This is a genomic window from Siminovitchia sediminis (assembly GCF_042680885.1).
Lineage (GTDB): Bacteria > Bacillota > Bacilli > Bacillales > Bacillaceae_C > Siminovitchia > Siminovitchia sediminis.
In genome coordinates this window covers 19,736-39,356 of sequence record NZ_JBHUEO010000020.1, presented here as the reverse complement: position 1 = coordinate 39,356, position 19,621 = coordinate 19,736, and the positions used below count along the sequence as shown (strand labels likewise).

Annotated in this window: 17 protein-coding genes and 2 pseudogenes; 8 read left to right on the top strand and 11 right to left on the bottom strand. The window is 43.5% G+C overall.

Annotated elements, in window-relative coordinates:
* Positions 1-23: 23 nt before the first annotated feature.
* A complete protein-coding gene (locus ACFSCZ_RS09010; protein ID WP_380773576.1) occupies positions 24-272 on the top strand; it encodes a hypothetical protein in 249 nt (82 codons plus the stop codon).
* 276 nt (positions 273-548) lie between these two features.
* Here the strand turns inward: ACFSCZ_RS09010 and ACFSCZ_RS09005 are convergent, their stop codons facing one another.
* Entirely contained in the window at positions 549-1,361 is an 813-nt protein-coding gene (locus ACFSCZ_RS09005; RefSeq protein WP_380773575.1) for a GNAT family N-acetyltransferase, read from the bottom strand.
* A 233-nt stretch (positions 1,362-1,594) separates the two neighbouring features.
* Here ACFSCZ_RS09005 and ACFSCZ_RS09000 point away from each other — a divergent pair, with 233 nt between their 5' ends.
* The 4 genes and pseudogenes from ACFSCZ_RS09000 (at position 1,595) to ACFSCZ_RS08985 (ending at position 5,020) form a co-directional block, all read left to right on the top strand.
* Positions 1,595-1,774 carry a response regulator gene (locus ACFSCZ_RS09000; protein WP_380773608.1) on the top strand — a complete coding sequence of 60 codons (180 nt, stop codon included), beginning with the start codon at positions 1,595-1,597 and terminating at the stop codon, positions 1,772-1,774.
* A 266-nt stretch (positions 1,775-2,040) separates the two neighbouring features.
* Positions 2,041-2,412 carry a sensor histidine kinase gene (locus tag ACFSCZ_RS08995; protein ID WP_380773574.1) on the top strand — a complete coding sequence of 124 codons (372 nt, stop codon included), beginning with the start codon at positions 2,041-2,043 and terminating at the stop codon, positions 2,410-2,412.
* 95 nt (positions 2,413-2,507) lie between these two features.
* Positions 2,508-2,880, top strand: a pseudogene (locus tag ACFSCZ_RS08990) (hypothetical protein).
* Complete coding sequence (locus ACFSCZ_RS08985) at positions 2,873-5,020, top strand: MMPL family transporter (protein ID WP_380773573.1); 2,148 nt, start codon at positions 2,873-2,875, stop codon at positions 5,018-5,020. Before ACFSCZ_RS08990 ends, ACFSCZ_RS08985 begins: the two are co-directional and overlap by 8 nt.
* Before the next feature lie 16 nt (positions 5,021-5,036).
* Here ACFSCZ_RS08985 and ACFSCZ_RS08980 read toward each other — a convergent pair whose 3' ends face one another.
* Positions 5,037-5,840, bottom strand: a complete 804-nt coding sequence (locus ACFSCZ_RS08980; protein ID WP_380773572.1) for a cytochrome c oxidase assembly protein — start codon at positions 5,838-5,840, stop codon at positions 5,037-5,039.
* Positions 5,841-6,041: 201 nt separating this feature from the next.
* Positions 6,042-7,592 (bottom strand): annotated as a pseudogene (locus tag ACFSCZ_RS08975) (multicopper oxidase family protein).
* 194 nt (positions 7,593-7,786) lie between these two features.
* On the opposite strand from ACFSCZ_RS08975, the gene ACFSCZ_RS08970 reads away from it, so the two are divergent.
* The 3 genes from ACFSCZ_RS08970 to ACFSCZ_RS08960 are packed head-to-tail and all read left to right on the top strand — an operon-like array spanning position 7,787 to position 9,730.
* Positions 7,787-8,170, top strand: coding sequence for a GntR family transcriptional regulator (locus tag ACFSCZ_RS08970; RefSeq protein WP_380773571.1), 384 nt, complete (start codon positions 7,787-7,789; stop codon positions 8,168-8,170).
* The gene (locus tag ACFSCZ_RS08965) at positions 8,154-9,050 is read left to right on the top strand and encodes an ABC transporter ATP-binding protein (protein WP_380773570.1); all 897 of its coding nucleotides are present in this window, start codon (positions 8,154-8,156) and stop codon (positions 9,048-9,050) included. The genes ACFSCZ_RS08970 and ACFSCZ_RS08965 overlap by 17 nt, the downstream gene beginning before the upstream one ends.
* Entirely contained in the window at positions 9,047-9,730 is a 684-nt protein-coding gene (locus ACFSCZ_RS08960; RefSeq protein ID WP_380773569.1) for a hypothetical protein, read from the top strand. The genes ACFSCZ_RS08965 and ACFSCZ_RS08960 overlap by 4 nt, the downstream gene beginning before the upstream one ends.
* Before the next feature lie 171 nt (positions 9,731-9,901).
* Here ACFSCZ_RS08960 and ACFSCZ_RS08955 read toward each other — a convergent pair whose 3' ends face one another.
* The 8 genes from ACFSCZ_RS08955 to ilvC all read right to left on the bottom strand — a co-directional run bounded on the left by ACFSCZ_RS08955 (position 9,902) and on the right by ilvC (position 19,605).
* The gene (locus ACFSCZ_RS08955) at positions 9,902-11,125 is read right to left on the bottom strand and encodes an MFS transporter (protein ID WP_380773568.1); all 1,224 of its coding nucleotides are present in this window, start codon (positions 11,123-11,125) and stop codon (positions 9,902-9,904) included.
* A gap of 45 nt (positions 11,126-11,170) precedes the next feature.
* Positions 11,171-11,728 (bottom strand): TetR/AcrR family transcriptional regulator, encoded by a 558-nt coding sequence (locus ACFSCZ_RS08950; protein ID WP_380773567.1) that lies wholly within the window; start codon positions 11,726-11,728, stop codon positions 11,171-11,173.
* Positions 11,729-12,824: 1,096 nt separating this feature from the next.
* Positions 12,825-13,160: a hypothetical protein gene (locus tag ACFSCZ_RS08945; protein ID WP_380773566.1), complete on the bottom strand. Its 336-nt coding sequence runs from the start codon at positions 13,158-13,160 to the stop codon at positions 12,825-12,827.
* A 740-nt stretch (positions 13,161-13,900) separates the two neighbouring features.
* Positions 13,901-14,488: a 3-isopropylmalate dehydratase small subunit gene (gene leuD, locus ACFSCZ_RS08940; protein WP_380773565.1), complete on the bottom strand. Its 588-nt coding sequence runs from the start codon at positions 14,486-14,488 to the stop codon at positions 13,901-13,903.
* Positions 14,485-15,900, bottom strand: a complete 1,416-nt coding sequence (gene leuC / locus ACFSCZ_RS08935) for a 3-isopropylmalate dehydratase large subunit (RefSeq protein ID WP_380773564.1) — start codon at positions 15,898-15,900, stop codon at positions 14,485-14,487. Before leuC ends, leuD begins: the two co-directional genes overlap by 4 nt.
* A 10-nt stretch (positions 15,901-15,910) precedes the next feature.
* Complete coding sequence (gene leuB, locus ACFSCZ_RS08930; RefSeq protein ID WP_380773563.1) at positions 15,911-17,011, bottom strand: 3-isopropylmalate dehydrogenase; 1,101 nt, start codon at positions 17,009-17,011, stop codon at positions 15,911-15,913.
* 28 nt (positions 17,012-17,039) lie between these two features.
* Positions 17,040-18,584 (bottom strand): 2-isopropylmalate synthase, encoded by a 1,545-nt coding sequence (locus ACFSCZ_RS08925; RefSeq protein WP_380773562.1) that lies wholly within the window; start codon positions 18,582-18,584, stop codon positions 17,040-17,042.
* A complete protein-coding gene (gene ilvC / locus ACFSCZ_RS08920) occupies positions 18,571-19,605 on the bottom strand; it encodes a ketol-acid reductoisomerase (protein WP_380773561.1) in 1,035 nt (344 codons plus the stop codon). The genes ACFSCZ_RS08925 and ilvC overlap by 14 nt, the downstream gene beginning before the upstream one ends.
* Positions 19,606-19,621 lie beyond the last annotated feature (16 nt).

The following is a 19,621-nucleotide window of genomic DNA, read 5'->3' as shown; positions in this document are numbered from 1 at the left end:
TCGCCAGGCTCCAAGAAGTCTCAATGGATAGTGAAACGCCCTTATACTGTGCAGGCCAAGAAGAAGAGCAAAGCCGATGGCATCAAGCCTTCGGCTTTGCTTGGCTGCAGACCATCTATCTGCTGGAGTTTGTAACCAGCAGTTTCACTGCTTTTTACGCATCACGAACTGTGTATGGCGACCGGTTAGTCCCTTTTACAGATTCTTTGGGATGCTTGAACCTTGGGTCACCATATCAGCTCATTCACCGACTTTTCCGGATGCTTGGATAATCCTTGGCGACCAGCCCGGCTCATTGAACCTTCCAGCCCCTCACTCATTTTCCGGGATACTTGAACAACCCTATGGCGACCACTCCGGCTCCCGCTGATTTTTCAAGATGCTAGGATAACCTTGGCGACCAGCGCAGCTCATTCACTCATTTTTCAGGATAATTGGGACGCCCTTGGAGATCTTCCGCCTACTTCGGTCCGGACAACCAATTTTCTGCCCTCCTTCAATACTTTTTCAAAAAGTTATCGATCTATTTATACTGATTCAGCCTCCCCTTATAAATCAAGCTCCGATCTCTTTACAAGCAAGTAATGATGAACAGGCCCCTCTTCGCTGCGTACCAAAGAGACAGCGGTATACCCCTGCCCGAAAAGCTTGGTAAATAGCTCCCGGGTTTTCATTCTCCAGTCCATCGCCAGTTCCATATCTTCCAGTTTGATTGACTGAAACGCTTTAGGTACCGGTACAAGTATTTCATCCGCTTCAGGCACTGACAGATCACCAACCAAAACTGGTCCTGTTTGTCCGTGTTTCCATGGTATCCGTTCGGCCCCCTCTTTGAAAGACACAGGCTTCCGCTCGGCCACATGCCGGCTGTGAATCCACCATTCCACCTTAAATCGATCTGTTGGAAGCCCCTTATTGATTCCTTCCTCAAATATCCCGTAAGAATTTTCCACATAGATACTGCAGATCGCCCTCAATTTGGATAAGTTGAGGTAACCATTGCGGGTTTCTAGCGGATCATACGTCCATGTCAGCATGTCATAGCCCAGTTTAGCCGCTTCTTCTTTTTGCTTATTTTTTAACGACGCACCGATTCCAGCATCACGGTACTCAGGATGGATCCCCATATTGTGTGAACACAGATATACCTTTCCGTCCTTAAAACCGGGAAAACCGTAACTGAACCCGACTAATTGGCCTTGATCGTAGGCGCCAATGGCAAGGCCTCCATTACGAACTGCTGTAATCGTCTGGTGTACTGGAATACCGCCTTCCCCTGACCAGATCGCATTCTCCAGTTGCTGCATTTCGTTCATTTCTTCAATCGTAGTTAAGACGCGAATATCAATGGTTGAAGTCATGGGAACCCCCTCTTTCCAATAAAAATCAATACTATCATAACACTTTTATCTATTGGGCTTAAATCACCTTGTCCCTTATAATAAAAACAGTTTAAAAACGAAAGGAGCTGCCGCAGGATGAATATTTTAGTTGTCGACGATGATCCGCATATTCGGGATCTTGTCAGTGTCCACTTGAAGCAGGCTGGCCATCAGGTTAAACAGCTTCAGATGGTTCGGAAGGTTTAAAACGGATCGAACGTCAGCTTCCGGACCTTGCTGTTGTAGATGTAATGATGCCTAACATGGATGGTTATACACTGACAAAAAAATTAAAAGAAATAGCAGATATTCCCGTCTTACTTTTAACCGCCAAAGGAGAACTTGAAGATAAGGAAAAAGGCTTTTTGGCCGGATCGGACGATTACACATGACTTTCAAATCGCCGCTTCTTAATATTAAAGGGTGCGCTGAGCTGATGATGGACAGTCAACTGCCGGAATCTGAACGCGCCGCTATGCCGGCGTGATCCAATCGGAAACGGAGCTCTGTCCTCCTTGACCCAGCAGCTTATCTTGTTAACCTCACTGGATCAGCTGGTCTCCCCTCTTCAGAAAAAAATGTTTGAGCTTGACCAGCAAATTAGAGAGGTTACGCGGAGGAATCGTTGGCTGCTTGAGGAAAAGAGATGTCCCTGTCAATGGAATTGCAAGAGGTGGAGTTTGATGGAGATCCGGCTTTTCTTGAAAAAGTATGGGAAAATTTATTGTCCAATGCTATTAAATATACCGAACCCTGGGGCTCTATAGAGGTTTCTCCGACTGAGCAGGATCACAAGGTTAAAGTTACCTTTTGCGACACAGGTATAGGCATTGATGAGGAACATCTGGACAGAATTTTTGACCGCTTTTACATAGTGGACGAATCAAGAACAAAGGAGATTTCTGGAACAGGCCCCGGCCTTTCAATTGTCCAGCAAGGCGTAAAGCTGCATGGAGGAGAGATGGATGTTTACAGGAACAAAGAACGAGGCATGACGTTTACAGTGACATTGCCAAATTGTAACCTGTAGTTCATGTTGTGTTGATATTCGGATTATATATTAGACCTATCATGAACAAAGCAGGAGGAATGAATGTGTCACAGGAGAAATAGAGTACCCGTCTCATACGGATTGCCTCAACTTTTGGGCTGATCGGTACCTTTTTGGATACACATATGGCAGAAGCAGGTTCTTATGCATTTCGTCCGGACCATGCGCATATTTTACTCGTAGGCTGGCTTTCCTTGGGAGTTTTTTACAAGATGTAGAAGGTGCGCTCCAGGTAACTCGTTACTTTTCATGGGTGGACGGCTATTCTGGGAGCTATCGGATTGACCGGTGGAATGTGGCTTCAGTTTCTTCAGACTCTCAACGTTCATCCAACCTTTTTTGTTAATCTTTTATATTGCCGGCGGAAGCCTTTTGCTGATCAGCTTTTTCTTGTTTGTGTTTGTCACATTTTTTACAGAGAGAGATGTGAATAAAAGACATGGATAATAGAAGATTCAAAGGTAATCGTCTTTGGCTCGGCTTGTTACTTGCCTGGGCGATCCTTGCCGGTATTTTATCCAGCTTTGCACCAAGCGCCAGTGATGTGGTTACTGCCAATAAAAATGCGGGGCTTCCCGAACAGGCACCATCAATTATTGCCGAACATGAGCTGGAAAAACACTTCCCTGAGAATGATGGGCCCCCCTTATTTGCCGTATTTTCAAAAGAAGATGGATTGACAGAAGAGGAAATATTGCACTTTGCACAGAAGATTGAAAATTTACGGATAAATGAAAAGTACGGAGACATTGGAACAATCCCTTTATCAAAACTGCCGCCGGAGGTAAGCAGTTCTTTTCTCTCTGAGAATGAACAGACTTTCTTTATACCGGTCACGCTATCCGAAGATCTGGAAGGCAATGACTTGCATGCCGCAGTGGATGACATTAAAAAGCAAATTACGGTAAAGGATGACATCAAATTATCCTGGACGGGACCTGCAGGAATTGCGGCCGACGCAGTGGAACTGTTCACCCGCGCAGACATCATTCTGCTGCTGTCAACCGTCGGGTTGATTCTCGTATTGCTGCTGATTATTTACCGTTCCCCGCTATTGACCTTTATCCCGCTTATTGGGGCTGCGATGGTATATGTCGTGGTAGATAAAGTCATTGGATTAGCTGCAGAAGGAGGACTGTTTGGCATTGACAGTCAGGCAGTATCCATTATGACCATCCTTTTGTTTGCTGTAGTAACGGATTACTCACTGCTGATTTTCTCGCGTTACCGCGAGGAACTTCGGACCCATGAACTGAAACATAGGGCGATGCGCGAGACGATGCGTCATGTAAAAGAGCCAATCTTCTTTAGCGGCAGCACAATAGTATTGGGTGTAGCTACACTATTTTTCACGTTATATGAACCCTATCGGAACTTTGCCCCGGCTTTTGCGATTGCTGCAGGTCTCATGCTCGTTGCAGGCCTGACGCTTCTACCTGCCCTATTTGCGCTGTTTGGCAGAAAAGCTTTTTGGCCTTCCATCCCCAAGTTTGGTGATGAAAAGGCCGATAAAACATCTATTTGGGGAAAATTAGCAGAGAGGGTTATCAAGCGTCCTGCTGTATTTTTCATCTCCATTGCATTGCTCATGGCCTTAGCTTCATGGAATATGACGAACCTCAAAGAGTCTTATGATCTCCTTGAGTCCTTCCCGGATGACCTGTCATCACAGATCGGCTACGAGCAGCTGAAGGAAGATTTTTCTGAAGGCAGCTTAGCCCCCGGAACGCTGCTATTCGTCTCGGAGCAAGAGCTGAACATGCAAAATCTTCAAACTGTCATTGACGAATTGGAGAGTATGGAGGGCGTCGACCAGGTTACTGCGCAGGGAATACCGCTTTCTGAAGACAATAAAAGCGCCAGGTTTACGTTAGTGCTTGAAGGAAACCCGTATGAACATGAAGCCATGGATATTGTGCAATCGATCCGTGAAAAAAGCGATTTGATCTTGCAAAAGGCTGATTTGCCGGGCACTGACCTGTTGATCTCCGGCGAAACCGCCAAAAATGCAGATCTCAGGGAAATTAATATGCGAGACACCATTGTGGTGATTGTCCTGATGGTGATCCTTATTTCCATCATGCTTGGCCTTCAAACCCGGTCCATTTTGGCTCCTATATATATGATGGGAACAATCCTGCTCTCTTATACCGCTACGATCGGGCTCTCGTTGTTCTTATTCGAACTGTTTCTCGGACTTGAATCCATCAGTTATCGAATTCCACTATATTCCTTTGTATTTCTGGTTGCCCTCGGTGTGGATTATTCGATTATGCTGATTGCCCGAATCCGGGAAGAGCTCAAAACCATGCCCTTTCAGGAAGCTGTCAAACGCGGGGTTGACCGTACGGGAGGTGTGATCAGTTCTGCCGGTTTAATTTTGGCTGCCACCTTCCTGGTCCTTGCCACAATGCCTTTCTATGAACTTAAATTATTCGGATTCATCATGGCCTTAGGAATACTCATCGATACTTTTATTGTCCGCCCCCTGGTCATACCGGCCATTTTAACACTGCTTGGAAAGTATAGCTTTTGGCCGAAGCGCATAGCTGAATCTGCGCAAAAACATAAAGGACTTACTCAGTAAGAACAAAGAAAAAACGTCATTCCCCTATTCGGAGTGACGGTTTCCTCATAGTGAAATGAATATCCCTCCCTTTCCGTTCACCCAAATGAAGGGCCAGCAATAAACAAAGTTTATGCAGCCCAAGCATGAATAGTCCACCGGCAATCTGGTCTATCCGGGTATCGATGTGAAAGGGCAGCAGCACATCCATTTGCTCAGGCGAGATACAGAGTTTTACAATAAGCTGGTCCATAAAAGGTGATGTAGTGGACTGATGGATGAGTCCATTCACGACAAATAAAAGACAGGCCGGCATCAATAACATGCTGCTAAGAGACGCAAACTTTTTTCTGGTGTCCCTTTGATTGAAGTGGATCATGGGCAGCCACATAAAAATGGCCATGATAAAAAGCAGCCAAGTGAGGAAGGTATGCAAGATTGGAGATTGAATGAGAAATGCAAGGAGCGGCGGCAAATGATAGAGAAAGAACAGGATGGAAAAGGCAATGAGAGCGATACGGGGAATGATGACTTGTTTTCTGTATAATCCGTTCCACTTTTGTAATAGTTTCCGGGGGACTCCAAACAAAAAAAGCGGAGGAACCAAAAAATACAGTAAGCTCATTTGCAACATATGGGTACTAAAAGACAGGTGACTCCATGTGTTCAAAGGACTGCCTGCCAGCAGAAAAAGGATGAGAAAACTCGTACAAAACATGATTGATTGCAAAAAATTATTTTTTTCTTTTCCGACATATCGAAACAGGATGAAGAATACTGCGAAAACCGCCAAAAGAACGAAGAAAAGAGCTTTATCCCAACTCACAGATGCTTGCCACACATGAATCCTCCTTCCCGTCGCTACACCATCTTATGTTACAAATTTGAAGATCATTCACCTAAAGAACCCTCTCTTTATAAAAAGAGAGGTTCTTTGTTTTACAAGTATCAGCCCCTGTCCCTAGAAGTCTTAAGCAAACATAGCTGAAGCCAAATGAGAGTTTTTTTCGGGCCCAATCAATGTGCAACCGCCTCTATCAGGCTATATATCTGAATAATCCTTCACCACTTTCATCGGCCGCATCATGTCGTAATCCTCATGCTCCAATATATGACAATGCCATACATAATCCCCCGTGTATTCTTTAAATTCCATCATTACAGCCGTAATCATTCCCGGGTCCGCCCTTACGGTATCCTTCCATCCCAATTCATGTTTTTCCGGCTCTATTTCAGGACCTGTATAAACAATTGAGCCATTTTCCCGAAATAGTTCTACATCACACGGCCGGCGATGTGAAATTTTAAATTGAACCAAGTGAATATGCATGGGATGCGAAAAATCGGTTACATTGATAAATTTCCAAATGTCTGTGCTGCCAAGCATTGGTTTTTGTCACGGGATCATCCCATGTCCGGTGATCCAGTAAGAGGACAGGCCTCTCATAAATATCTGTATAGACATCCAGTGTCAACAGCCTTACTTTATCCGCTTGTTCCTCGTGTAATGGCTGATGGTACTGCAGTATGTCCGGGATGCGGCTTGTATCGTCCCCGATCAGTGGCAACGTTACATCAAATCTCATAATTATCCCCATATCCCCTTCGCCCTCGGTGTTCTCCAGGATAAGCTTTTTTCCTTTGTGATTTGAAAAGTCAATAATGATTTCAGCTCTTTCAGCCGGCTCCAGCGGCAAGGTGTCTAATATAACAGGTTTTTCCATGAGGCCCCCATCTGTAGCAATTTGGTAAAACGTCCGTCCGCCGTCCAGGCAAAGTGTAAGCGAATTTGTATTGGAGGCATTAAGAATTCTAAACCGGTATTTTCTCGGCTGCACTGTCAAGTATGGCCACAGCTTTCCATTCACCGCTATTGTATTGCCATTAAAAAAAGGTTGGACAGAAGGATTGACAGGTGCTGGCGGAGTTGTATTTTCCGGATAAAACAGGGATCCATCCTTGTTAAAGGACCTATCTTGAATCATCAAAGGTATATCATATGCCCCATAGGGCAGCTTCAGTCTTTTCTCCACCGGATCCCGTATCAGATAAAACCCGGCAAGGCCGGCGTAGACATTTAATCTTGTAATGCCAATGGCATGATCGTGATACCAGAGAGTGGCTCCCGGCTGGCGGTTGGAATATTTATAGACCTTCTTGGAGAAAGCCGGGCCTGTATCGTGTAATCTCTTGTATACCATGCTTCAGGATAGCCATCGCTGTCTGCAGAAACATGTGCACCATGCAAATGGACTACAGTACGGACCTCAGGATGATCCATCGTACCGTGAAGAGTACGGTCTATGGGAAAAAGGTGATCATCCGGAAGCCTATTCACCCACTCCACATAAACACTTTGATCTCTGTCTGTTTCATTAGTCGGACCAGGGTACATGCCATCATATCCCCAAACTCTGGTTTTTGGTAACAGCTGATGAAATTGGTGATGGATTTCCTTCATCTCCAGTTGATAAAAAATTCCGTCCTTATTTTGCAACTTGGGATTTGCCGTTGCCGGGATCGGAAGAGAATCTGCAAACTTTGGAATGGTCTCAGGCTTCGATGGGTCTACAACTTGGTTTGCCCTACTCATCTTTCCACACCCTTGCTTTTAAATATATGGTTATTTTATGTAGTCAAATGATTGAGGTTAGGGATTACGTAAAAATGAATTATTTATTTTCATCTATTGGGAGAGTGCGGAATGTTTTAAAAATCTATTGACATTTCTCCCCAATACCTTTATGGTTAATTACATAAGTAACTAACCAAATTGGTGGTGAAGCAGTGAAAAATTTAATTGATGATGGCCGTCCCATATTTATTCAAATAGCTGAGTTAATTGAAGATGACATACTTTCAGGCGTATTGCCGGAAGAAGCCCAAGTGCCCTCTACCAATCAATTTGCATCTTTTTATAAAATTAACCCTGCCACCGCCGCGAAAGGAGTCAACTTGCTGGTGGAGGAAGGAATTCTTTATAAAAAGCGTGGAATCGGCATGTTTGTTGCCGAAGGTGCACGAAGGAAAGTCATTGAGAAAAGGAAAGAACACTTTTTTGAGCAATATGTTGTAACCATGATTCATGAAGCGAAAAAACTCGGGATGACAAAGGAGCAAGTCATCGACATGATTCAGAAAGGAGAGGAGCAGGTTGAAACGGATTATTGAAGCAAGCGGTCTTGAAAAAACATATGGAGAATCGAAAGCTGTCCAAAACGTCAGTTTCTCTGTTCAGGAAAATAAGATATATGGCCTTCTCGGCCGTAATGGTGCAGGAAAGACGACGCTGATGAAATTAATTACCGCCCAAGTGTTACCGACAGGCGGAGAGTTAAAAGTATTTGGTGAGGCTCCATATGAAAATAGTGAAGTGCTGAGTCAAATATGCTTTGTAAAAGAAAGCCAGAAATATCCGGATAACTACCGGGTGAAAGATGCCATGGAAGTAGCAAGGCAGCTATTCCCGAATTGGGATGCTGACTTTGCTCAAGCATTGATGGAAGATTTTAATCTTCCTTTAAAGAGGAAAATCAAAAAGCTTTCCCGCGGGATGCTCTCAGCTTTAGGTGTAGTTATCGGCCTTGCCAGCCGGGCACCGCTGACTATTTTTGATGAGCCTTACTTGGGACTTGATGCGGTATCACGCGGAATATTTTACGACCGGCTGATGGAGGATTATGCAGAGTATCCGCGCACGGTCATTCTTTCCACCCATTTAATTGATGAGGTCAGCCATTTGCTCGAGCATGTGTTAGTGATAGCAAATGGTGAGATCGTAATTGATCAAAACGCAGAGAATCTTAGAGGAAGAGCTTTCACTGTAACCGGGGAAGCTTCTGTCACGCAGAATTTTTTGACGGGAAAAGAAGTGATCCATCGCGAGCCTTTTGGAGGCCTTCTCTCCGCAACTGTGATTCAAGACGAATACCAGTCAGAAAGAAAGCAAGCCGAAGCCGCCGGCCTGAATGTGACAGACGTTTCTTTGCAGCAGTTGATTGTACACCTTACTGCTGCCAAACATGAACAAAAAGGAGTGATCGCCAAGTGAACATTCAACATGTCATCCACATCCATAAACAAGACCGATGGGGCTGGTTCTATGTTCCTGCTTTAATTCTATTCCTGGCATTTTTGGTCAGCATTTTGATCAGCCTGATTATTACAAGCAACGACGAAATTTACTCCGGAAGCATCAGTTCAATTTTTGTCTATATATTTGTTATGGGAATTTTGGTCATCGCTCAAACCTATCCGTTCGCCATTGGGATGTCTGTTACAAGAAAGGATTACTTTTTCGGAACTCTTCTAATGGCAGTAACGGTTAATATCATTATTGGCGCCCTGCTCTCCCTTTTTGCTTACCTTGAGAGCTATACGAATGGGTGGGGAATCAATTTACACTTTTTCCACTTTCCCTATGTAAATGACGGTCATTTTTTTGAACAATTGTTCATGTATGTCATACTCCTAACCTTTCTGTTTTTCTCCGGTTTTTTAATGTCAAGCTATTTCTACCGGTTCGGCGGGAAAGGAGTCCTTATTTTGGCAGTGGTTGTTTTGCTCGCAGGGAGTATCACTTCATTTCTGCTTACCCATTTGCAAATGTGGCAGGATCTCTTCCTTTGGTTCAGCTCCAAACCAGCAGTTGTACTTTCATATTGGCTGCTGCCATTCATTCTGCTCAGTTTGATTCTGTCTTTTTGGATGTTGAGAAAGACACCTGTGTAAAGCAAGCTTTGGTGGATTTTGGGTTTCTGCTTGCTCTCTGGATTCCCGTTTGCCCATATGTTAAAAATTTAAAGAAGAGGCGCTTTAATGCATCCTCTTCCTTCTTTTTGTTAAGGCAGCCCCACGATCAACCTTTGAATGGACAACAAACAGATGCACCTTAATAACGTATTATGGAATGTTCGCCTCACTTGACTTCACACGATGCCTCTGTAGGTACACCTTTTTACTGGATAACCATAATCCAAGAGTACCAAGCAGTATACCTCCGCTCGCAATGATTATCGTTATTTTTGACGTAAATACATCCGTCAAGACTCCCCCAAAAAACGGACCTATAATAGCAGCTACTGCAAAAAAAATGTTAAATAGACTATACAATGTTCCATAAGAGCTTTGATTACTGCTGCTCTGAGAATTTCCCAGCATGGTTAACGTTGGAGAGACTGCCAGACTGATACTTCCTCCCAGAATGAATAAAGCCGCCACCAGCTGTATGGTTGATTGGGCCAGTACAACAAAAGGCAAGGTTACTCCGCTCAGGAGCAATCCTGTTAAAACAACCCGGCTTGGATGATATTTGTTTATCAAAGCTCCCGAGACAGGAGCCATGATGCCATAGGCTAATGTCATGGCTCCAAACATTAATCCGACGAAGATTGTATTGGCATCAAAAACCTCTGTTAAATACATTGGCAAAACCGGCTCCAGCATGGTCAATGCCCCCTCAGCAATTACCATAATTGCCAAGATCCACAGGACTTCCCGCTGTCTTAATAAATCCCATGTTTTGACGGAAGTTTCCTGTATAACAGGCCGTTCCTCATCTTTTAAATAGAAAATACCTAATACCATCGTAACAAGCAGCAGTAATGAAGTTGTATAAAATGGCGCCTGGTAGCCGCCAAATTCTACTAGAAATCCGCCAATTGGAGCCCCTAGCAATGTTCCGGCTGACATACTGGTTATGGCGAACCCCATAGCAATCGCCCGTTCTTTTTCATTAAACAGATCAGCTATTAAGGCAAGGGCCGCAGTCCATGTTGCAGCTGAGGCAATCCCTTGCAATGCCCTGGCAATGATCAACATTTCAAAGTTCAGCGGATGTGCAAACAGAATGGTAGAAACCGTCATCCCGATCAAACCAATAATGATAGGTTTTTTTCTGCCGATCCGATCCGTTAACTGACCAAAATACGTGGTGGTTAATAATAGAGTGACAGAGTAACTGCTGAATAAAATCCCTATAAGGGTTGGCGAAGCATGAAAAGTAGTTTCATAATAAGAAGTCAAAGGGATAATAATGCTGTATAGCAACATGTCATAAAATATAATGACAGTCGCAAACACTAATCCGATCCATTGCTTCTTGTTCATCCGCTTAAAAAAACTCATTTTGTACCTCCGCGTCGATAAAAATTTAAGACTCACATTGTTTGCTTAATTCTTTTCAGAAGCCATTCCAAACAGCAGAACCTGAACAATTCCTTCCATAGCCTCTTCCACAGTAATGCTATTTTCCCAAATAAAACGACGGTCCAATGTGATATTCGTAGCGTCTATGACCAGCTTCATAAGCAGCTCAACATTTTGCTCTTTAATCAGCCCTTCCTGAATTCCCTGCTCCAAAAGTTTCTTTAAGGCATCCCATTCATTTAAGGATTGATTCATTTTACTCCATTGCCGTGGATAATACTTTTTCATTTCTTCTAATATCCGCAAGTCATAAAACTCATCATATTTAGGAACGACTTTGATAGCTGCCTTGATCTTTTCCAATAGGGGCAGTTGTTCATTTTTCACTATGGCCTCAGTTTTTTCGTCAAACTCCATGATTGTAAGATCTATTATGGAATCCAATATTATTGCTTTGGATGAAAAATGCTCATACAGGGTCCGTTTGCTGATGCCTAAACGGCTTGCCAGATCATCCATAGTAAACTTAATTCCTTTATCTTTCATTTCATCAACAAACGCCTGCATAATTCTTTCTTTCATACAAATCCCCTCTGCAAAACTAATTAAACAAAAAAAGTTTTAGCGGTTTTAACTATGTACTTATTATACCGTTTGCAGGCTTGGGGAGTCCAAGAAAATTTATTAATTTTCTTCTCCGGCTGTTACCCGTTATGTACACCTGCTTCTTGTCCTAATTATAATTTTTCACAACAACTTTTCTAGTGGTGTCTCCTCAAACAACAAATGTATGATCGGATGTGGTCTTTCACTCAAAAATGACGGCTGCATTACTTCCGTAAAACAACCATGGACGCTATTTCCATAGGTATTTTACTTTTTGATGAACCATACACAATATATTCTTTGAGCGTTATTTTATAGATTTTTTTGATGCTGCTGTGAAGTTAAGTCCATTTCTACTAACTCTGTATGTTGATGATTATCATTGTTATGAGAAGGACTGCCACTCCAGGACAAAAGAAATAGAAGCTTAAAAACCGAGCTTTTGGTTCAAACACTGTTATTTGCAGCGCATCCGCTGGAATAAGCTAAATGCAATGCTCATAAAATCTTGAGTCTTACTGATATTGCATGTCATTTTAGAGTATGCAAAAATTATGCCCAGGTCATATATCTTTATATTAAAGACTTCATCTACTATATACAGTTTGGATTATATTCAAAATTAAAATCCGCTTTCGTTTTTGAATATTAGGATAATACCGCTAATTTATTTGCCAACATAGCGTTAGCGCAGAAAAAAATAAAAAAGGTTGTCATAAAACCAGACGCATGACAACCTTTTCTTCTTATAATAAGTGCTATTTTATTTAATCTTCTTATGTATTACCCATTCGCTGATGATTCACCAATTGAAACAGCAAAAGTCGGACAGTAACTGTACGCCTGACTGAAGAAAGTATAACCGCAAAAAAAAACCACTTCGGAATAAGAATGCCTGCACGATCGCTCCAACAATGGATATCGTCAAATATCACTTACCAGGCTCATCATGATCACTTGGTAGTCCCGGAACCTGTAAGCCTGAACTTCCAGCATAGGCTTTTCCTCTATTTTTATGCTGAAATTCCAACCAGTGTATAAAAAATCCCGGCTAAGTTCACAAACCTATTGATTAAACAGATACATACGGTTTTTCCTCTTCTTTTCCTTTCACCTTATCAATTTTATCAACAAACATCTGAAAAACTTTCCTCTTCTCTTCAAGATCCTTTATTTCTTCTTTTAATTGAATAAACTTTTGTTCAAAGGGTGTATGATAAAGCTCACGGATGTTTCGAATGATTTCCTCATTTACAGTTGATTGTATCACTTGTTTTGTAATACTGAATTTATAGGAGTACACACGAAGTTCACGATTGGTTTCTTCATATTTCTTATCAATTTCTATTAATAATTCACAAATCTCGCTCTTCCATTCTTCCAAAGACTTTTTTATATACTCCTCCATGGTCAATCTCCTTTTATCATCTATAATTAGAGTACTGGATGGCTCATAGACTATCTTACATTGTACTAATTGAACATTGCAGCTTTATTTCTGTAGAATTACATTATATGTAATTCTGATTAATAAGCGCTTACAATGGCTTTTGTGTGTCAGACAAATGTTTTGATGGTAAACACATTTAACTGCTCATGTTTAAACTGTTGAAACAGAACCTGATGAATCATTCAAACGATTGATTAACATGTAAGGGATGGTTGGCTGGAGGCGTAAAGTGTTTATGAAATCCGGCTTGGCCCGGCTGTTCAAACAGTTGATGAGTGCGTGAAGAGCGGAATTATATGAATAACGGATATTTAATCAAATGTTTGATTAAAAGAGTTGTGGAGGAAGAACATTTACAAAGAGGGCCCTCATCAAATGTTTGATTAAAGCCCGCGCTCTTTTGGTTAGTGGGCCAAACACGATGCCAATCCCGGCTTTTAGCTGCTATTCAAACGTTTGATTAAAAGCAAGGGTGGGCTAATGACCGGCCATCCGATAGTTACCTTTATCCTGGTTCCCGCTGCAGTAATCAACCATAGGATGACAGAAAAAGCCGGAGCAGGTTCAGAGCACATTGCAGATGGTTAAAGGTTAGCAATAGAATTTTTACAATTTACAAATCGAAACGGAGCACACGTTCCTAAATTTTTCATAATAAAAAACTTGCTCAAGAACATCGTTCTCAAGCAAGTTTTTTATTATTTTGCAATGGATTGTTCATAGACAGTAATTTTATCTTCCAATTGCAAGGTCAATGCAATCTCATCCCATCCGTTTAACAGCATCTCCCGGCGGTATGGATCTATGGAAAATTTATATATTTTCCCGTCCTCTGTTTCGATAGTTTCGGTCTCAAGATTCACTTTTACCTCCAGAGGCTTTTCCTTTCCTGCCTGCATCAGCTCTTCAATCTCGGACTCTTTCAATTGAATAGGAAGAATGCCATTTTTGAAGCAGTTATTATGGAAGATATCTGCAAAGCTTGTTGCAATGACAACCCGGAACCCGTAATCTCCCAATGCCCATGGAGCATGCTCGCGGGATGATCCGCAGCCGAAGTTCTCTCCGGCAACAAGGATTTCGCTTCCTTTATATTCCGGTTGATTTAAAACAAAGTCACTTTTTTCTGTACCGTCGTCATTAAAGCGCCAGTGATAGAAAAGATAGTTGCCAAAGCCCGTCCGTTCAATCCTTTTTAGAAATTGCTTCGGAATAATTTGGTCGGTGTCGACGTTCACGCGGTCTAATGGTGTGATGACACTTGTAACTTCTTTTATGGGTTTCATGCGTGAACCTCCCCTTTCATCATTTTCCTAACATCGACGAAACGGCCTTCCACTGCAGCTGCTGCAGCCATAGCTGGGCTGACAAGATGAGTACGGGATCCGTTTCCTTGGCGGCCTTCAAAGTTCCGATTGGATGTAGAAGCACATCTCATACCTGGCGGTACTTGGTCCGCGTTCATCGCCAGACACATACTGCAGCCGGTTTCTCGCCATTCAAAGCCGGATTCAAGGAAAACCGAGTCCAATCCTTCCTCTTCAGCCTGCGCTTTAACTGTTCGGGAACCCGGTACGACAATCGCTGTGACACCGTCTTTGACTTTTCTGCCTTTCAATACTTCTGCTGCTGCCCTCAAGTCCTCAATCCTGGAGTTTGTGCAGGAACCGATGAATACATATTGAATATCTACATCCGTCATTTTCATTCCGCCGTCCAAGCCCATATAATCAAGCGCCTGCTCAATGGATTCTTTTTCTGTCTTGCTCTTGGCCTCTTCAGGGCTTGGAATGCTTTCAGAAATTCTGACACCCATGGATGGGTTCGTTCCCCATGTCACGAATGGTTCAATTTCATCAGCATCAATTTCAATGACTGAATCATATTCAGCATCCGGGTCGGTTGCAAGCTGTTTCCATTCTTCTACCAACTGATCAAACTCTGCTCCTGACGGTACATGTTCCCGTCCTCTTAAGTATTCAAATGTTGTTTCATCAGGGCTGATCAATCCGGCTCTTGCTCCGGCTTCAATGGACATGTTGCAGATGGTCATCCGCTGTTCCATCGTTAAATTCCTGATCGCTTCACCTGTGTACTCCATGACATGGCCAGTACCGACATCGACACCGTGCTTGGCAATAATTGCCAAAATCAGGTCTTTCGCTGTTACACCGGCACCCAGCTTGCCATTCACCTGGACTTTCATCGTCTTTGGCTTCTGCTGCCATAAGGTCTGTGTGGAAAGGACATGTTCTACTTCACTTGTACCAATCCCAAATGCAAGTGCACCAAACGCTCCATGTGTAGATGTATGGCTGTCTCCGCAAACGATGGTTTTACCCGGCTGTGTCAAACCAAGCTCAGGACCAATCACGTGGACAATTCCTTGATCCGGATGGCCCATGCCGGCAAGTGGTACACCAAATTCAGCACAGTTTTTCTCCAAAGTTGTCATTTGTTTCTTGGCAATCGGATCGGTTACCTTTTCATTCACCCGGGTTGGAACGTTATGGTCCATTGTTGCAAACGTAAGGTCAGGCCTTCTGACTTTTCTGCCGTTTAAGCGTAAGCCTTCAAATGCCTGCGGAGAGGTAACCTCATGGACAAGGTGCAGATCAATATAGATGAGATCCGGTTTATTCTCTTCGCTGTGAACAACATGCTTTTCCCATATCTTTTCAATAATTGTTTTTCCCATCTTCTACACCTCACTCATAGGCTGATAATATATGATCTGAAACTTGCTCATTTTCAATGTGGTCCACAACTTTTTCTGTCAATTCAGTTGTAGATAATACTGTTCCGCCAATTCCTTTGAACTCCGCTGTAGAATAGCCTTCTTCCAGAACAGTTCTTACTGCTGCTTCCACGGCATTTGCTTCTTTGCTCATTCCAAATGCAGTCCGCAGCATCATGGCGCCTGAAAGAATTGCTCCCAAGGGATTGGCAATATTCTGCCCTGCAATGTCTGGAGCCGAACCGTGAACCGGTTCATACAGCCCAAACCCGTCTGCACGCAGACTTGCTGATGGAAGCATACCCAGGGACCCGCAAATGACAGATGCTTCGTCACTTAAAATATCTCCAAACATATTTTCAGTCACAATGACATCGAAAGAAGCTGGAGAAGTAATCAACTTCATTGCTGTAGAGTCAACGAGCATATGCTCATATTCTACGTCCGGAAAGTCTGCAGCCACTTCCTCTACTACTTCACGCCACAGCCGGCTTGACTCCAGCACATTGGCCTTGTCTACAGATGAAACTTTCTTTCTTCTTTGTTTGGCCATTTCAAAAGCAAAGCGCACCACACGTTCAATTTCTTCTCTTTTATAGTGCAGCGTGTCTACTGCTTCTTCATCATTGTGATAACTCGGTTCTCCAAAATACAGACCGCCTGTCAACTCTCTGACGAAAACCAAGTCGACTCCTTCTGCAACTTCCTCCTTTAAAGGAGAGGAGGCAAGCAGTGTCTTATATGCTTGGACGGGTCTTAAGTTCACACTTAATTCAAAGTGTTTACGAAGTTGAAGAAGCCCTTTTTCCGGCCGAAGCTCCTTTGGATAATGATCCCATTTTGGTCCTCCAATGGCACCGAGTAAAATGGCATCACTTTCCTCACATTTCTTGACGGTCTCTTCCGGAATAGGGTGGCCGGCTTGATCAAGGGCATCTCCACCGAGTAAGCCGTGCACCCACTCAAATTCGTGTTGGAAGCGGCGGCCGACTGCATCCAGCACAGCCATTGCCGCATTTGTTACTTCTTTTCCTATACCGTCTCCAGCGAGTACGGCTACCCGTTTCTTCATCCCGTATCCTCCTATGGTCATCATATGATTATATGGTTGCTGAGATCAGCTGCTTCATTTTTGATTGAAGCAAGCTTCTGTTTATTGCGTTTAAATAAGCTTTGGCGGAAGCTTCCAATACGTCTTGAGCCGTTCCGCGGCCCGTGTATTCTTCGCCATTGAAAGTCAAGTTGACTACCGCTTCCCCTAAGGCATCGCGCCCTTTTCCTATTGAGGAAACCCTATAATCCGTTAAATGAATTTTTCCGTCAACCAGACGTTCGAGTGTATTAAAGATCGCCTCTACACTTCCCGCTCCGTTGCATGCCTCTTCTTTCATCGTGCCATCCGGCATCTTAATCCGGGCTGTGGCCATTGGGCTGTCCTCTGTTCCATAATGAACTTGAACAGATTCCAGTTCATATACAGCAGCATCACTATCTTTTAATTGCTGTTGTGTTAAAATGGTCCAGAGATCTTCTGCAGTAATTTCTTTCTTGCGGTCAGCCAATTGCTTGAATTCCTTAAATGCTTGATTCAATGACTCTTTATCAAGGTCAAATCCCATAGATTTCGCACGGTCACTGAAGGCATGGCGTCCGGAATGCTTCCCGAGAACCAGCTGATTGGACTCTTCACCAATCAGTTCAGGCGTAATAATTTCGTACGTTGTCGGCTCTTTTAACACCCCATCCTGATGAATACCGGATTCATGTGCAAAAGCATTTTTACCGACGACCGCTTTATTTGCCTGAATCATCATACCGGACAGCTGGCTGACCAGCTGGCTTGTACGCTTAATTTCATTCAACGTCAGATTTGTTTCAACGTGATACGCGTCTTTTCTGATATGAAGTGCAACCCCGACTTCTTCAAGTGCCGCGTTGCCTGCTCTTTCACCTAATCCATTGATGGTTCCTTCCACTTGATCTGCTCCATTTTCAATAGCAGCCAGAGAGTTGGCGACAGCCATTCCCAGGTCATTATGACAGTGACATGACAATTTCACCCGGTCAATATTCGGGACGTTGTCCTTCATATATTTAAACATGGCGCCATATTCTTTTGGAGTAGCATATCCAACGGTATCAGGAAGATTGATCACCGAAGCGCCTGCTTTAATCGCCTCTTCTACAATATGCGCAAGGAATTCACGGTCGGAGCGAAAAGCATCTTCTGCTGAAAACTGTACGATCGGAAAAAATTGTTTTGCATATTTGATCGACTCTACAGCAGTTTGTACTACTTGATCCGGGGTCTGTTTCAGCTTATAAGTCATATGAACGGGTGACGTGGCAATGAATACGTGAAGCCTTGGGCATTCTGCGATTTTAAGCGCCTCCCATGCTGCATCGATATCCGATTTAACAGATCTTGCCAACCCTGTGACAGACGCATTTTGAATGGTAGACGCAATCTGTCTGACTGCGTCCAAATCGCCAGGAGAGGCGGCGGGGAACCCCGCCTCCATGATGTCCACTCCAAAGCGGTCCAACTGCTTCGCAATTTCAAGCTTTTCGGCTGTATTCAAGTTGACTCCGGCCGACTGCTCTCCATCTCGAAGTGTTGTATCAAAAATGTCAATTTTCCTCACTAGCTACCACTTCCTTGCCGGATTTCTTTTTTCCTGCCTTGACAAATGGCATCATTTCGCGAAGCTCTTTACCGACTTTTTCGATGAGGTGTTCATTTTCACGCTGGTTGATCGCATTAAATTCCGGTCTGTTCAATTTGTTTTCAAGCAGCCAGCCTTTTGCGAATTTACCCGTTTGGATATCTGAAAGGATATCTTTCATGCGCTCTTTTGTATCAGCGTCAATAACGCGCGGTCCAGATACGAAGTCTCCCCATTGAGCTGTATCGGAAATGGAGTAGCGCATGCCTGCCAATCCATCTTCGTACATCAAATCAACGATTAATTTCAATTCATGCAAGCACTCGAAGTATGCTACTTCCGGCTGGTATCCTGCTTCTACAAGCGTTTCGAATCCGGCTTTTACAAGTGCAGTTGTTCCACCGCAAAGTACTGCCTGCTCTCCGAACAAGTCTGTTTCGGTTTCTTCTTGGAAAGTTGTTTCCAATACGCCCGCACGAGCAGAACCGATTCCTTTCGCATAAGCTAAAGCAATGTCTCTCGCTTTTCCGGTAGCATCCTGGTAAACAGCAAACAGTGCAGGTACCCCTGCGCCTTCTTGGTAAGTACGTCTTACTAAGTGGCCGGGTCCTTTAGGTGCAGCCATGAATACGTCGACGTTCGCAGGAGGAACGATTTGGCTGAAGTGGATGTTGAATCCATGAGCAAATGCCAATGCTTTTCCTTCAGTCAATTCAGGTTTAATTTCATTTTCATAGACTTCTGTTTGTCTCTCATCCGGAAGAAGAATCATGATGATATCTGCTTGAGATGCTGCATCCTTTACCGTGTATACTTCATGTCCGTCTTCTTGAGCCTGTTCGAAGGATTTACCTGGTCTTACACCTACGATTACGTCAAATCCGCTTTCTTTCAGGTTGGAAGCGTGAGCGTGCCCTTGGGAACCATATCCCATGATCGCAATTTTCTTTCCTTGTAGTACTGCCTCATTAATTTCGTTGTTGTAGTAAACTTTTGCCATTCCTAATACATCTCCC